Annotated in this window: 11 protein-coding genes; all 11 read left to right on the forward strand. The window is 56.6% G+C overall.

Going from position 1 to position 13,970, the window contains the following annotated elements:
- Positions 1-69 precede the first annotated feature (69 nt).
- The 11 genes from FY528_RS12445 to FY528_RS12495 all read left to right on the forward strand — a co-directional run bounded on the left by FY528_RS12445 (position 70) and on the right by FY528_RS12495 (position 13,870).
- Complete coding sequence (locus FY528_RS12445) at positions 70-3,096, forward strand: TAT-variant-translocated molybdopterin oxidoreductase (RefSeq protein ID WP_149071347.1); 3,027 nt, start codon at positions 70-72, stop codon at positions 3,094-3,096.
- Between the two features lie 78 nt (positions 3,097-3,174).
- The gene (gene nrfD, locus FY528_RS12450) at positions 3,175-4,629 is read left to right on the forward strand and encodes an NrfD/PsrC family molybdoenzyme membrane anchor subunit (protein ID WP_262383982.1); all 1,455 of its coding nucleotides are present in this window, start codon (positions 3,175-3,177) and stop codon (positions 4,627-4,629) included.
- Positions 4,622-5,146: a DUF3341 domain-containing protein gene (locus FY528_RS12455; RefSeq protein WP_149071348.1), complete on the forward strand. Its 525-nt coding sequence runs from the start codon at positions 4,622-4,624 to the stop codon at positions 5,144-5,146. Before nrfD ends, FY528_RS12455 begins: the two co-directional genes overlap by 8 nt.
- On the forward strand, positions 5,146-5,898 hold the full coding sequence (locus FY528_RS12460) for a c-type cytochrome (RefSeq protein ID WP_149071349.1): 753 nt from the start codon (positions 5,146-5,148) through the stop codon (positions 5,896-5,898). The genes FY528_RS12455 and FY528_RS12460 overlap by 1 nt, the downstream gene beginning before the upstream one ends.
- Before the next feature lie 3 nt (positions 5,899-5,901).
- The gene (locus tag FY528_RS12465) at positions 5,902-7,218 is read left to right on the forward strand and encodes a quinol:cytochrome C oxidoreductase (RefSeq protein WP_262383983.1); all 1,317 of its coding nucleotides are present in this window, start codon (positions 5,902-5,904) and stop codon (positions 7,216-7,218) included.
- A 78-nt stretch (positions 7,219-7,296) separates the two neighbouring features.
- Positions 7,297-8,364: a cytochrome c oxidase subunit II gene (locus FY528_RS12470; protein WP_149071350.1), complete on the forward strand. Its 1,068-nt coding sequence runs from the start codon at positions 7,297-7,299 to the stop codon at positions 8,362-8,364.
- Positions 8,365-8,388: 24 nt separating this feature from the next.
- Entirely contained in the window at positions 8,389-10,257 is a 1,869-nt protein-coding gene (locus FY528_RS12475) for a cytochrome c oxidase subunit I (RefSeq protein ID WP_262383984.1), read from the forward strand.
- A gap of 105 nt (positions 10,258-10,362) precedes the next feature.
- The gene (locus FY528_RS12480; RefSeq protein WP_232066398.1) at positions 10,363-11,487 is read left to right on the forward strand and encodes a COX15/CtaA family protein; all 1,125 of its coding nucleotides are present in this window, start codon (positions 10,363-10,365) and stop codon (positions 11,485-11,487) included.
- Between the two features lie 53 nt (positions 11,488-11,540).
- Complete coding sequence (cyoE, locus tag FY528_RS12485) at positions 11,541-12,392, forward strand: heme o synthase (RefSeq protein WP_149071351.1); 852 nt, start codon at positions 11,541-11,543, stop codon at positions 12,390-12,392.
- 94 nt (positions 12,393-12,486) lie between these two features.
- On the forward strand, positions 12,487-13,074 hold the full coding sequence (locus FY528_RS12490) for a cytochrome c oxidase subunit 3 (RefSeq protein ID WP_149071352.1): 588 nt from the start codon (positions 12,487-12,489) through the stop codon (positions 13,072-13,074).
- A gap of 25 nt (positions 13,075-13,099) precedes the next feature.
- Complete coding sequence (locus FY528_RS12495; protein WP_149071353.1) at positions 13,100-13,870, forward strand: cytochrome c oxidase subunit 3; 771 nt, start codon at positions 13,100-13,102, stop codon at positions 13,868-13,870.
- The last annotated feature ends 100 nt before the right edge of the window (positions 13,871-13,970 follow it).

Genomic DNA, 13,970 nt, shown 5'->3' on the forward strand with positions numbered 1-13,970 from the left:
AACTTGGGGACGAAACCGGGCACTGCTACGCCAGCCCTTCGTCTTCAAGCCCCTAAGTCCCCTAAACAAATGCAAGAGTCGCCTAAGTACTGGAAGGGAGTTGAGGAACTGGAGAACTCACCGGAGTTCGTGAAGAATGCACTCACGGAGTTTGCGGACTTCCTGCCGATGAAGGAAACCTATGGCTCTTCCGACGCCACGGTTGCCCCGCGCCGCGACTTCCTCAAACTGATGGGCTTCGGCATTGCCGCCGCCACCCTCGCCAGTTGCGAAACGCCCGTAAAAAAGGCCATTCCTTACCTGAACAAGCCGGAAGAGGTTGATCCAGGTATTGCCAACTTCTACGCCTCTACCTACTTCACGGGGCAGGACTACAACAGCGTGCTGGTGAAAACCCGTGAAGGTCGTCCGATCAAGCTGGAAGGCAACCCGGAGTCGCCCATCACGCGCGGTGGTCTTTCGGCCCGGGCCCAGGCAGCCGTGCTGAGCCTCTACGATGGCGCCCGTCTCCAGCACTTCTCCATTAAAGGCCAGAAGGCCGACAAGGACCGCGTCGATCAGGAAATCCGCTCGAAGCTGGCAGGTGCCGGCCGGATTGCCATTGTGTCGCCGACCATTATCAGCCCCAGCACCAAGAAGGTAATTGCGGAGTTTACTTCGCGCTACCCCGGCACGGAGCACGTGATGTACGACGTGAACTCAGCCTCCAGCCTGCTGCGCGCCAACAACGGTGTACTGCCGGCTTACGACTTCAGCAAAGCCGATGTTATCGTGAGCCTCGCGGCTGATTTCCTGGGTACCTGGATTTCGCCGGTTGAGTTTGCCGCGCAGTACATCAAGAACCGCAAAGTATCGAGCGAGAAGCGCACCATGTCGCGTCACTTCCAGTTCGAAACCGCGCTTTCACTTACCGGCTCCAATGCCGACGTACGCGTGCCGCTGAAGCCATCCGAGCTGGGCGGCGCTGCCCTGGCCCTCTACAACGCTGTAGTAGGTGGCGGTGCTGGTGCTTCGTACAAAAACGAACAACTAACCAAAGCTGCCAACGAGCTGAAAGCAGCTGGTAGCCGTGGCCTCGTGGTATCGGGCTCCAACGACCCGGCCGTGCAGACGCTGGTAGCCGCTATCAACACCGCGCTGGATTCAGCCGCCGTTGACGTAGCCGCTCCTTCTTATGTACGCCAGGGCGACGATGCTCGCATGGACCGCTTGGTCAACGACATCATTGCTGGCCGGGTAGGCGCCGTGATTTTCTACCACGCCAACCCAGTCTTCAACCACCCGAAAGGGACTCAGCTGGCTGCTGCTCTGCCCAAAGTAGGGCTGACCATTTCGCTGAACGACCGTCGCGACGAAACCGGCTCCCTCTGCCAGTACGCCGTGCCCGACCACCACTGGTTGGAGTCGTGGAATGACTTTGAGCCCAAGCGCGGCTTCCTTAGCTTGTCGCAGCCTGCTATTTCGCCGCTGTTTGCCACGCGTCAGGCGCAGGATTCGCTGCTGACTTGGGCCGGCAACCCCCAGTCTTACTACAACTACCTGCGTGGCCAGTGGCAGGGTGTACTGGGCGGTGACTTCCAGAAAGCCTGGGACAAAGCCGTGCACGACGGTGTAGCTACGGGTACGGCTCTGCCCGCCCCGGCCGCACAGATTACCCCGGCCATGAGCGCCGCTGCTGCCGCTTCGGCTATTGCTGCTGCGCCCAAAGGCTCCGGCACTGAGCTGTACATCTACGAGAAAGTAGGCATTGGCAACGGCTCGGAAGCCAATAACCCCTGGTTGCAGGAGCTGCCCGACCCGGTTTCGAAAGCTACCTGGGGCAACTACGTAGCCGTTCCGCGCGCTATGGCCAAAGAAAAAGGCTGGGAGCAGAACGACGTGGTGAAAGTATCGGCCAATGGTAAATCCATTGAGCTGCCCGTCCTGATTCAGCCCGGCCAGGCCAATGGCACCGTGAGCATCGCCCTGGGTTATGGCCGCGAAATGGCCGGCAAAGTAGGTGATAAAGTAGGTGCCAACGTGCTGCCCTTCGCCACGGTACGGGAAGGTGCCGTGGTTTACAGCGCAAACGTAACCCTGGAGAAAACGGGTGCCACTTCGCCTATTGCGCAGACGCAGACCCACCACACCATCATGGACCGCAAGCCGGTGGTGCAGGAAGCGACGCTGAAGCAATACCAGAAAGACCCCAAAGAAGTAACCGAGTACGAAAAGCTGGTTACGCCGGAAGGCAAAGTAATGCCCGGCAAAGTGTCGCTGTGGCAGGACTACGAGTACAAGAACCACCACTGGGGCATGGCCATCGACCTGAACTCGTGCATTGGCTGCGGCTCGTGCGTGATTGGGTGCCAGGCCGAAAACAACGTGGCCGTAGTAGGCAAGCAGGAGGTTATTAACCGCCGCGAAATGCACTGGATGCGCATTGACCGCTACTACAGCTCCGATGCTCATAAGTCGGACTTCGAAGAAAAAGGCAAGCTAGCTACGTATGCGGCCATGGAAGACCCCTCCGAGAACCCCTCGGTAATCTTCCAGCCCATGATGTGCCAGCACTGCAACCACGCTCCCTGCGAAACGGTGTGCCCGGTACTGGCTACTACCCACAGCACGGAAGGTCTCAACCAGATGACCTATAACCGTTGCGTAGGTACCCGCTATTGCGCCAACAACTGCCCTTATAAGGTGCGTCGCTTCAACTGGTTCTCGTACTACAGCAACGAGAAGTTTGAGAACGTAAACGGCCACATGTTCACGGACCTCGGCCGCATGGTGCTGAACCCGGATGTGACGGTTCGCGCCCGCGGGGTGATGGAGAAGTGCTCGATGTGCGTGCAGCGTATTCAGCTCGGCAAGCTCGAAGCTAAAAAGCAGAAGCGTCGCCCGCAGGATGGTGAAATCGTATCGGCCTGTGCTCAGTCTTGCCCCACGCAAGCCATTGTGTTCGGTGATATGCGCGACCCGGAAACCCGCATTTCGAAGCTGCTACGCCGCGAAGATGGCGAGCGGGCCTTCCACGTGCTGGATGCCATTAACGTGCAGCCCAACATCACGTACCTGACCAAGATTCGTAACACGGAAGAAGTTCGCAACGCGTAATGATGATGGAGTCGAGCAGCTAAATCGTCTTTAGCTGCTCGTGCTCTGAGTCCCCAAGCACCCTAATCTCTTAAATATATGCAGCACGTATCGCCTGTACGGGAGCCGCTCGTAACCGGGGGGAAAACGTACCACGACGTCACCCAAGACGTGTCGCGTCAGGTAGAAGCCGCCCCGAATATTCGGTGGATGGCTGCCCTGGCCGTAGCACTCTTTTTCCTCGGTATCTTCTTCTACTCAGTTTACCGGACGCTGTGGTACGGCATCGGGGAGTGGGGGCTGAACAAAACGGTGGGCTGGGCCTGGGACATCACCAACTTCGTGTGGTGGGTGGGCATCGGCCACGCCGGCACGCTCATCTCGGCCGTGCTGCTCTTGTTCCGCCAGAAGTGGCGTACCTCCATCAACCGCGCCGCCGAGGCCATGACCATCTTCGCCGTTATCTGCGCGGCCATGTTCCCGGTATTGCACATGGGCCGCCCGTGGTTGGCTTTCTACGTATTCCCGCTGCAAAACACGCTCGGTTCTCTGTGGGCTAACTTCAACTCCCCGCTGTTGTGGGACGTGTTTGCCATCAGCACCTACTTCACCGTCTCGCTCGTGTTCTGGTACACGGGCCTGGTGCCGGACTTTGCCACCATCCGCGACCGGGCCAAGGGCCCCATTGCCAAAGTCACCTACTCGCTCTTGAGCATGGGCTGGAAAGGCTCAGCCAAGCACTGGTCCCGCTACGAAACCGTCTCGCTGATCCTGGCCGGCGTCTCGACCCCGCTGGTACTCTCGGTGCACACCATCGTATCGATGGACTTTGCCACCTCCGTCGTACCGGGCTGGCACACCACTATCTTCCCGCCCTACTTCGTGGCCGGGGCTATCTTCTCGGGCTTTGCCATGGTGCTCACGCTGATGCTCATCACCCGGGTGGTGTTCAAGCTGGAAGACTACATCACCCTGGAGCACATTGCCCTGATGAACAAGATCATGATGATTACCGGCTCGATTGTGGGCGTGGCCTACATCACCGAGTTCTTCATTGCCTGGTACTCGCAGGTGGAGTTCGAGCAGTACGCCTTCATCAACCGGGCCACGGGCCCCTACTGGTGGGCCTACTGGTCCATGATGACCTGCAACGTGATTACCCCGCAGCTGGTCTGGATCCGGCGCATCCGCTACTCGATTCCGGCCACCTTCATCCTCTCTATCATTGTGAACATCGGTATGTGGTTCGAGCGGTTCGTAATTATCGTCACCTCCCTGCACCGCGACTACCTGCCCTCAAGCTGGGCCATGTTCTCCCCGAGTTGGATTGACATCGGCATCTACGTGGGCACGCTGGGCCTGTTCTTCACCCTGTTCCTCTTGTTTGCCAAGTTCTTCCCCGTCATCAACATGGCCGAAGTGAAGTCCGTGCTCAAGTACACGGTGGACAACGGTCCTACCTACACCGGGCACGACCCGCACCACGCTGTTCATCAACCTGCCACCCACGGGGTTCCGGCTTCGGCTCCTGTAAACCACGATAAGCATGACTAAGCGCTTCGCCCTCGGCATCTTCGACGACGAAGACGTGCTGCTGCACGCCGTTGAAAACGTCCGGGAAGCGGGCGTAAAAATCTATGAGGTTTTTACCCCGTTCCCGATTCACGGTATGGATGATGCCCTCGGCATCGAACGTTCCCGCCTGCCCATCGCCGCCTTCTTCTATGGCCTGACGGGTTTGTGCTTCGCGCTCTGGCTGCAGATCTACACCCTCGGGTTTGACTGGCCCATGATTATCGGTGGTAAGCCGCACATTGCTCTGCCCGCCTTCATTCCGGTTTCCTTTGAGCTGACCGTATTCTTTTGCTGCCACGGCATGGTTATTACCTTCTACGCCATCAGCAAGCTGTACCCGCGCTGGAAAACTCCTGTGCTGGACGTGCGCTCCACCGACGACAAGTTTGTGGTAGCTATTGAGCTGAAGGAAGGTGTGGACCTGGGTAACGTAACCCAGCTGCTGCGCGCCAACGGTGCTTCGGAGGTGAACGAAAAAGAAATGTCCAAGTTCTAATGACGCATTCGCTGAAATTAAGTCTGCAAGCGTCGGCTGTTCTGCTGGCATCGGTGTTCACCACCGCCTGCAACCGCCCCGACGACCCCGGCATCGAATATGCTCCGGAGATGTACGAATCTATTCCGTACGACCCGTTGCGCCAAGTGAATGCCAACACGGTAAACCCCATGGGCATCAATGAGCGCACCCCAGTGGTGGGCACAGTGCCCCTCGGCAAAGCCGACTACTACAACCACATTGGCAAGGACGACGTGGCTACCGCCGAAAAGGTGCTGCGCAACCCTTACGCTTACACGAAAGAAAACCTGGAAGAAGGCAAAACGCTTTACCTGCGGAATTGCCAGCATTGCCACGGTGAGCAGGGTGACGGCCAAGGCCCGGTAGGGGTGAAGTTCAAAGGGGTACCCAACTACTCGGCGGGCGCTTATAAGACCATGAACGACGGTCACATCTACCACGTGATTCAGTGGGGCCGTAACCGCATGATGCCGCACGGCTCGCAGGTGAACCCCGAGGAGCGTTGGAAGATTGCCATGTACGTGCGGGCCCTGCAACTGGGCAAAGGCCCGGACGGGGTAGCTGACCTATTGAAGTCGCGCGGTGCCTCGACGGCTGGTGTAGCCATTGCCGACTCTTCGCAGACCAACGATACGCAACTACAGGCGCCGGTACAGGAAGCGCAAGCAGACAAAGCCTCGGAAACTCCCGGGCAAGGTGGAGATAAAGCACGTAACGGAACGGCAAACTAACCTATGGCAACTCTGACGCATCACGACGGCGTTACGGCTGAATACCTGGAGGTTTCGCCGAGCGCCCGTAAAAAGTTTATTTGGATCATCGTAGCCGGGGTACTGGTGCTGGCTGCTGGTCTGCTGCTGGCCGCATTTGGCGGTGGACACCACGAAGGAGCTGAAGCCGCTCATGGCGCCGCCGCGGCTCACGGAGCCGCTGAGCATCATGGTAGCCCCATCTGGCTGAAGCGCCTGATCATGAGTCTGTGGCACAGCAATGTGTTCTTTCTCGGCGTGTCAGTAGTAGGCACGGTGTTTTTAGCTATCCAATCGGTAGCCTACGCCGGCTGGTCGGTGCTCGTGCGCCGCATCATGGAAGCACTAGGTGCCTGGGTACTGCCCGGCGGTATTCTGTTGCTGGTGATTTTCGGCCTAGGGCTTATCAACCATGATATCTTCCACTGGACGATGCCCGGCATTATGACCGAAGGCAACGCCAACTACGACGAAATCATTGCCGGCAAGTCGGGCTTCCTGAACATTCCGTTTTACCTGATCCGGACGGTGCTGTACGTAGCCATCTGGGCATTCTTTACTTACAAACTACGCCAGCTGTCTTTGGAAGAAGACTTGAACGGCGGAACGGAGTACTTCCACCGGACCATCAATGTATCGGCGCTGTTCCTGGTGCTGTTCGCCGTAACCTCGTCGATGGCGGCCTGGGACTGGATTATGTCGGTTGACGTGCACTGGTTCTCTACGATGTTTGGCTGGTATGTATTCGCTTCCTGGTGGGTATCGGGTATTGCCGCCATTACGCTGACCACCATCTTGCTCAAGCAAGCTGGCTATCTGCGCTGGGTTCAAGCCAGCCACCTGCACGACCTTGGCAAGTTCATGTTCGGCTTCAGCATTTTCTGGACCTACGTATGGTTCTCCCAGTTCATGCTGATTTGGTACGCCAACCTGCCCGAAGAAGCCATTTACTTCAACCAGCGGTTGGGCGGCTTTAATGGTCAGTATACCTGGCTGTTCTTCTTCAACCTGGTCATCAACTTCGTTTTCCCCTTCCTAGTGCTAATGACCCGGGATGCCAAGCGTCAGATGATCATGATGAAGATTGTGAGCATTGCTATCCTGATTGGGCACTGGTCTGACTTCTACCTGATGCTGATGCCCTCAACATTACAGGAGAACAACGGTTACCTTATTGAAATCGGCGTGGCGCTGGTGTTCCTGGGCTTGTTCCTGATTCTGATGACGAAGCGCTTGTCGCAGGCGTCGCTGGTACCCGTGAACCACCCCTTCATGGACGAAAGCCTGCACCACACCACCTAATTTGGTTAGTAAGCGGAGTGGCCGGAACCTATTCTCCGAGCCACTCCTTACTATCTACAAGCTTTAACTTTCATCACAATGACAGTTCTTGGTATTCTTCTGGTGCTGGTGTTGCTGTTGGTCGTATTCGGCCTACTGTTCCGCCTCCAGATTCTCACCTCCATCTTCTCGGGTAGCTTCGTGCGCGAAATCGGCATGAGCAACCGCGTCAACGGCATTCTCATGCTGGTCTTTCTGTTGTTCGGGGGCGCCGCCTTTGCGTGGTCGTTTATCGAAAACTACAGCAAGATGAATCCCCCGATTGCCTCGGTGCACGGTCATGCCACGGAACGGATGTTCTGGACGACCATGATCATCATCGGTATCGTGTTTGTGATTACGCAGATAGCCCTGTTTGTGTATTCCTACAAATACCAGCACCAGGATGGCCGCCGCGCTTTCTTCTTTCCCCACAACAACAAGATTGAGGTTATCTGGACGGTAATCCCCGCCATCGTGATGGCCGGTCTGGTATTCGCGGGCTGGAAAGAGTGGAGCCGCATCACCGGGCCTGCTCCCAAGGACTCCGTTGTACTGGAAATTATGGGTAAGCAGTTCAACTGGCTGGTACGCTACCCCGGCCGCGACCAGGCGCTGGGCGTAGTTAACTACCGGTTGATTGATGCCACGAATGAGTTTGGGTTTGACCTGAGTGACCAGAAAGGACTGGATGACTTTGTAGCTGGGGAAATTCACGTACCCAAGGGCCACCCTGTACTGCTGAAAATTCGCTCCCGCGACGTATTGCACGCCGTCTACATGCCGCACTTCCGCGTGCAGATGTATGCTGTACCCGGTATGCCAACCAAGTTCTGGTTTACGCCTACCAAGACCACGGATGAGATGCGTGCTCAGACCGGCAACCCGGCTTTCAACTACGAACTGGCTTGCAATCAGATTTGCGGCCGCGGCCACTTTGCTATGAAGCTGGCTATCATCGTAGATGAGCCGGACGACTACCAAGCTTGGTATGCCAAGCAACAGTCTTTCTCTTCGCAGAACCCGGATGTGCTGGCTTCTTTCAAACAAAAAGCAGCTCCTCTTGGTACTTCAGAAGCTGCGCCGGCCGCTGCGGCCGTAGTTCCCGCTGCCAAAGCTTCGCTGTAACCTCTTTTAACCGCCCGCATTTCTATGGCTGCTAATCTTCCAACCCAATCGAACGTGCAAGGGGGCATCGGGGCAACCGAGCCTGGCATTGCGCACGACGAGCATCTGCACCATGATGACCACCACGAGCATCATGAGCTCAGCTTTCTGGAGAAATACGTTTTCAGCACCGACCACAAGGTTATTGCCAAGCAATTCCTGATTACGGGTATCTTCTGGGCTATCCTCGGCGGTACGCTGTCGAGCTTGTTCCGCTTGCAGCTGGGCTGGCCCGAGGCTACGTTTGAGTGGCTTTCGCCCTTCCTCGGCAAGTGGATTGAGGCTGGCAAGCTGAACCCCGAGTTCTACCTGGCACTGGTAACGATGCACGGCACCATCATGGTGTTCTTCGTACTGACGGCTGGTTTGTCGGGTACGTTCTCCAACTTCCTGATTCCGCTGCAGATCGGGGCCCGTGACATGGCCTCGGGTTTCATGAACATGCTTTCCTACTGGTTCTTCTTTATCTCCAGTGTGGTAATGTTCATTTCCCTGTTCATCGAAACCGGGCCGGCCGCTGCCGGCTGGACAATTTACCCACCACTCTCGGCACTGCCCCAGGCTATTCCTGGCTCGGGCATGGGCCAAACGCTGTGGCTGGTATCGATGGCTCTGTTCATCGTGTCGCAGCTGCTGGGCGGTGTAAACTACATCACCACGGTCATCAACCTGCGGACCCGTGGCATGAGCATGAGCAAGCTGCCGCTGACCATCTGGGCGTTTTTCCTGACGGCTATCCTGGGCCTGCTCTCCTTCCCCGTGTTGTTTTCGGCAGCGCTGCTGCTGATCTTCGACCGTTCGTTCGGCACGTCGTTCTTCCTGTCGGATATCTACATTGCTGGGCAGGCGCTGCCCAACGTAGGTGGTTCGCCAGTTCTGTTCCAGCACTTGTTCTGGTTCCTGGGTCACCCGGAGGTGTACATCGTAATTATGCCTGCTATGGGCATGGTATCGGAAATCCTGGCCACCAACGCCCGTAAGCCTATCTTCGGCTACCGCGCTATGATTGGCTCCCTGCTGGGTATTTCGTTGCTGTCGTTTATCGTGTGGGCTCACCACATGTTCGTGACGGGGATGAACCCCTTCCTGGGTTCAGTGTTCATGTTCCTGACGCTGATTATTGCCGTGCCTTCGGCCGTGAAGACCTTCAACTGGCTGGCTACGCTGTGGCGCGGTAACATCCGCTTCACTACGGCCATGCTCTTCTCCATTGGCTTTGTGTCGCTGTTTATCTCGGGTGGTCTGACGGGTATTATCCTCGGCAACGCTGCCTTGGATATCCAGATGCACAACACCTACTTCGTGGTAGCTCACTTCCACTTGGTAATGGGTTCCTCAGCGTTCTTCGGTCTGTGGGCTGGGGTTTACCACTGGTTCCCCAAGATGTTTGGCCGCATGATGGACGAGAAGCTGGGCTACGTACACTTCTGGCTGACCTTTATCGGCGTATACCTGGTGTTCCTGCCGATGCACTACGTAGGCATTGCCGGCTTCCCCCGCCGTTACTACGCTTGGACGGGCTTCGACATGTTCTCGCAGTTTGCTGACCTGAACAAGTTTATTTCGTTGGCCGCCATTCTGGCCTTCTTCGCCCAGTTTATCTTCATCTTCAACTTCTTCTACAGCATTTTCCGCGGCCGTCGGGCTAGCCAGAACCCCTGGAACTCGACTACGCTGGAATGGACCGCGCCCATCGAGCCGGGTCACGGCAACTGGCCTGGCGCCATTCCCGCTGTGTACCGCTGGCCCTACGACTATAGCAAGCCCGGAGCCGTGGAGGATTTCATTCCGCAAAACGTGCCCTTCTCGCAAACGCAGTCATCTAACCTGCCCTACGAGCGAGAAATGGAGTAGGCCACCCGGCCAACATAAAGCGGGCCGCTGTATCTACGGCGGCCCGCTTTCTTTCTCAGCAGGGGAGCCCGGTTCCGGTTTATTCGGCTAGGCTTCCCTTTCTTTTTGCTTTTTCATTCTGTCCTGATGGGCAGCAGCGTATTGCGTGTCATGCTGCAAACTCCAGCTTTTGTTCGTCGTTTCCGGTTTTTTGGTTTGCTGACGGTAGTCAGCGTCTACCTGCTGATTCTGGTAGGGGGTGTCGTGCGAAGCACGGGGTCTGGCATGGGCTGCCCCGATTGGCCCAAGTGCTTTGGCTCTTGGGTACCACCAACGCATATCAACCAGCTACCGGCCAATTACAAGGAGATATATACTGCCCAACGGGTGGCGAAAAACCAGCGGCTGGCTCGTACGCTGGAGCGTATGGGTTTCAAGCAAGTAGCTGGGGAAATCTTTGCGCATCCCACGCAGTATATTGAGACAGACTTCAACCCCACCAAAACGTGGATTGAGTACGTGAACCGGCTCCTCGGTGTGCTAATCGGAATTTTTATTTTTCTCACGGTAGTGTTGGCACTGCCTTACTGGCGCCACGATAGGCCCGTGTTTTGGCTGGCATTTGCCTGTTTTCTGCTTACTGGCGTGCAAGGATGGCTAGGCTCCCTGGTGGTATCTACCAATTTGCTCCCCGTTATGGTGACCATACATATGGGCCTTGCCTTGCTCATTGTAGCGCTGCTCCTGTACGCCGTTGACCGCTCCCAGCGGGATAGCAACCGGGTAGTAGAGCACTCTGTCCCGGGCCTGGGCTGGGGGCTGCTGATTGCGGCTGGAGCCACGTTCGGCCAGATTGTGCTCGGTACCCAAGTAAGAGAGGAAGTGGATTTGGTTGCGGCCGCCGCGCAGTATCTGGGCCGCGCCGAGTGGGTAGAACAGTTGGGCATAGCCTTTCGGGTGCACCGCTCTTACTCGGCAATTCTGCTACTGCTGAATCTGTATCTGATGTATCGCCTGTACGTAGGTTCAACTGGCGCGCTACGGCCCTTGGCAGTCGCCGTTATCGGCGTCCTGGGGCTGGAAATACTGGCGGGGATTACCCTAGCCTATTGGGCACTACCTGCCGCTGTGCAGCCTATTCACCTCACTTTGGCTACGGTACTCTTCGGATTACAGGTGCTGGTGGGGCTGGCGTACCGCCGAGCTACGAAGTTGGTGCGGCAAGAGGCTAGTCCGGGCGTTGTTGCGTAACTTTGCGGCCCCGTTTGGCAAGCATTTGCCCCGATGGGTTGTTATAACCACGTATGACGAAGGCCCGGGCGTATTTTCAGCTGCTTAAGTTTCGATTGTCGCTGACAGTAGCGTTTTCCAGCGCCATTGGCTACCTGCTGGGCGCCCAGGAGTTCAACTGGAGCCGGGCGCTGCTGGTGATGGTAGGCGGGCTGGCGGTTACGGGCGCAGCAAATACCATCAACCAGATTTTCGAAATAGACCTCGACCGGCTGATGAAGCGCACCGCTAAACGTCCGCTGCCGCTGGGCGTGTTGTCGGTAACGGAAGCGTGGGTGTTCGTACTGCTGGTGGGTGGCCTAGGCCTGGGCCTGCTAACGTACTTCTTTAACCCCCTGGCCGCGGCACTGTCCCTGGTTTCGCTGATCCTCTACGGGTTCATCTACACTCCGCTGAAGACCATTTCTCCTATTTGCGTAGCGGTAGGGGCCATACCGGGCGGCATGCCGCCGCTTATTGGCTGGGTAGCGGCCACCGGGGTGCTGGGCATCGAAGGGTGGGTACTGTTTGGCATTCAGTTTATGTGGCAATTTCCGCACTTCTGGGCCATAGCCTGGGTGCTCGACGACGATTACAAGAAAGCCGGCTTCAAGATGCTGCCCACCCCGGGTGGCAAGGACATGCGTACGGCCATTCAGATCATGACGTACACGCTGGTGCTGATTCCCCTGAGCCTATTGCCGCTCTACTTTGGCATGACGGGCACTACCTACGCCATGGTGGCCGCGGTTTGTGGCGTGCTGTTTCTGATGCAAACATTTTACCTGATGCGCACCTGCACCAAAAAGGCGGCAATGCGCATCATGTTTGGTTCTTTTCTGTACCTGCCCATCGTGCAGATTGCCCTGGTAATGGACAAAATCTAAGGCTTTGGTGTTGTTATTTCAGCCAGAAGCCACTGGGTTTGGCCGCCTGAAGTCAACGCAACTGGTGATTTAAACCGCGTAAAAAAAACTCCTTATGCATCCCGCCGAAACCTTAACCGACAAAGAACCCGGCACCGGTCTGCACCCGGCCCGGCTCGTTCTCTGGCTGATGATTATCAGCATTTTCATGATTTTTGCTGCCTACACCAGCGCCTATATCGTGCGCCGGGAAGAAGGCAACTGGCTGGAATTTGAGCTGCCGGCCAGCATGCTCATCAATACCGTGCTGATTGTGCTAAGCAGCGCCACGGTGCAGTGGGCTTACTTCGCGGCCCGCAAGGATGAGCTAAATCAGGTAAAACTGGGCTTAGTGCTGACGCTGGTGCTGGGCACGGCCTTCCTGGTAGGGCAGTGGCAGGTATGGGCCGAACTCGTGCGTAACAAGATTCACTTTGGTGGCGTTGATGCAAATCCCTCCGGCTCCTTCCTGTATGTGCTGATGGGCGTACACGCTTTTCACCTGATTACGGGCCTGATTTTTCTGCTGAAAGTGCTGCGGAAAAGCTTTAACTATCAGGTGCATTCGCGTCAGATGCTGTCCATCGGCAACGTCACAATCTACTGGCACTTCCTGGGCGGGCTTTGGTTGTACCTGTATTTGTTCCTACTTTTGAACCACTAGTTTTTCGACCTTCTTTACGCGCACTATGGCCATTTCACAAGCGGCAACGCAGCACGCTGCCACGCTCGACACGCCCCGCAGCGGACCTTGGGACGGAGGCAATGAACCATTCAAGGCAAGCTACGGCAAGCTGATGATGTGGTTCTTCCTGTTGTCGGATGCCTTTACCTTCGCTGCCTTCCTCACCACCTACGGCCTGATCCGTCACCGCCACGCGGCGTTTGATGCTGCTTCGGGCAAAGCCTTTGAATTCTCCACGGCGTATTGGCCTGTGCCCGATAAGGTGTTCAACTCCTTCCCGGGCCTGCACGGCATGGATCTGCCGCTGGCTTTCGTGGCTTTGATGACGATGATTCTCATCTTCTCGTCGGTGACGATGGTATTGGCCGTAGAAGCCGGCCACCGCATGGACAAGAACGACGTGCAAAAGTGGCTGCTTTGGACGATTCTGTTCGGGGCTACTTTCCTGGGCTCCCAGGCATGGGAATGGACGCACTTTATCGGTGGCACTGATGAGGGTACGCGCATGGCCGATGGCACTATCTTCCACGGTGCTAACCTGGCGATGAACCAGTACGGCCCCGTGCTGTTTGCTGACTTGTTCTTCTTTATCACCGGTTTCCACGGCACGCACGTATTCTCGGGCGTTTGCCTGCTGGTGTGGGCCTTCATTGCTACCACCAACGGCACCTTTGAGAAGCGCGGCCACTACGAAATGGTGGAGAAAATTGGCCTTTACTGGCACTTTGTAGACTTGGTGTGGGTATTCGTCTTCACCTTCTTCTACCTCGTATAACGTAAATTGCTTACTGGTCTGCTGGTAGTTGGGCCCGCCGTAAGGCTAATCCTGCTACCAGTAAGTCAATTAATCAGCTGGCAATTCTAACCACTCAACC

This window comes from Hymenobacter lutimineralis, assembly GCF_008271285.1.
Taxonomy (GTDB): domain Bacteria; phylum Bacteroidota; class Bacteroidia; order Cytophagales; family Hymenobacteraceae; genus Hymenobacter; species Hymenobacter lutimineralis.

Bases quoted from the DNA above. Each gene is read 5' to 3' on its own strand.
- nrfD (WP_262383982.1), top strand. From the start codon at position 3,175: ATGCAGCACGTATCGCCTGTACGGGAGCCGCTCGTAACCGGGGGGAAA.
- FY528_RS12455 (WP_149071348.1), top strand. From the start codon at position 4,622: ATGACTAAGCGCTTCGCCCTCGGCATCTTCGACGACGAAGACGTGCTG.
- FY528_RS12475 (WP_262383984.1), top strand. From the start codon at position 8,389: ATGGCTGCTAATCTTCCAACCCAATCGAACGTGCAAGGGGGCATCGGG.
- FY528_RS12460 (WP_149071349.1), top strand. From the start codon at position 5,146: ATGACGCATTCGCTGAAATTAAGTCTGCAAGCGTCGGCTGTTCTGCTG.
- FY528_RS12490 (WP_149071352.1), top strand. From the start codon at position 12,487: ATGCATCCCGCCGAAACCTTAACCGACAAAGAACCCGGCACCGGTCTG.
- FY528_RS12465 (WP_262383983.1), top strand. From the start codon at position 5,902: ATGGCAACTCTGACGCATCACGACGGCGTTACGGCTGAATACCTGGAG.
- FY528_RS12445 (WP_149071347.1), top strand. From the start codon at position 70: ATGCAAGAGTCGCCTAAGTACTGGAAGGGAGTTGAGGAACTGGAGAAC.
- FY528_RS12495 (WP_149071353.1), top strand. From the start codon at position 13,100: ATGGCCATTTCACAAGCGGCAACGCAGCACGCTGCCACGCTCGACACG.
- FY528_RS12470 (WP_149071350.1), top strand. From the start codon at position 7,297: ATGACAGTTCTTGGTATTCTTCTGGTGCTGGTGTTGCTGTTGGTCGTA.
- cyoE (WP_149071351.1), top strand. From the start codon at position 11,541: ATGACGAAGGCCCGGGCGTATTTTCAGCTGCTTAAGTTTCGATTGTCG.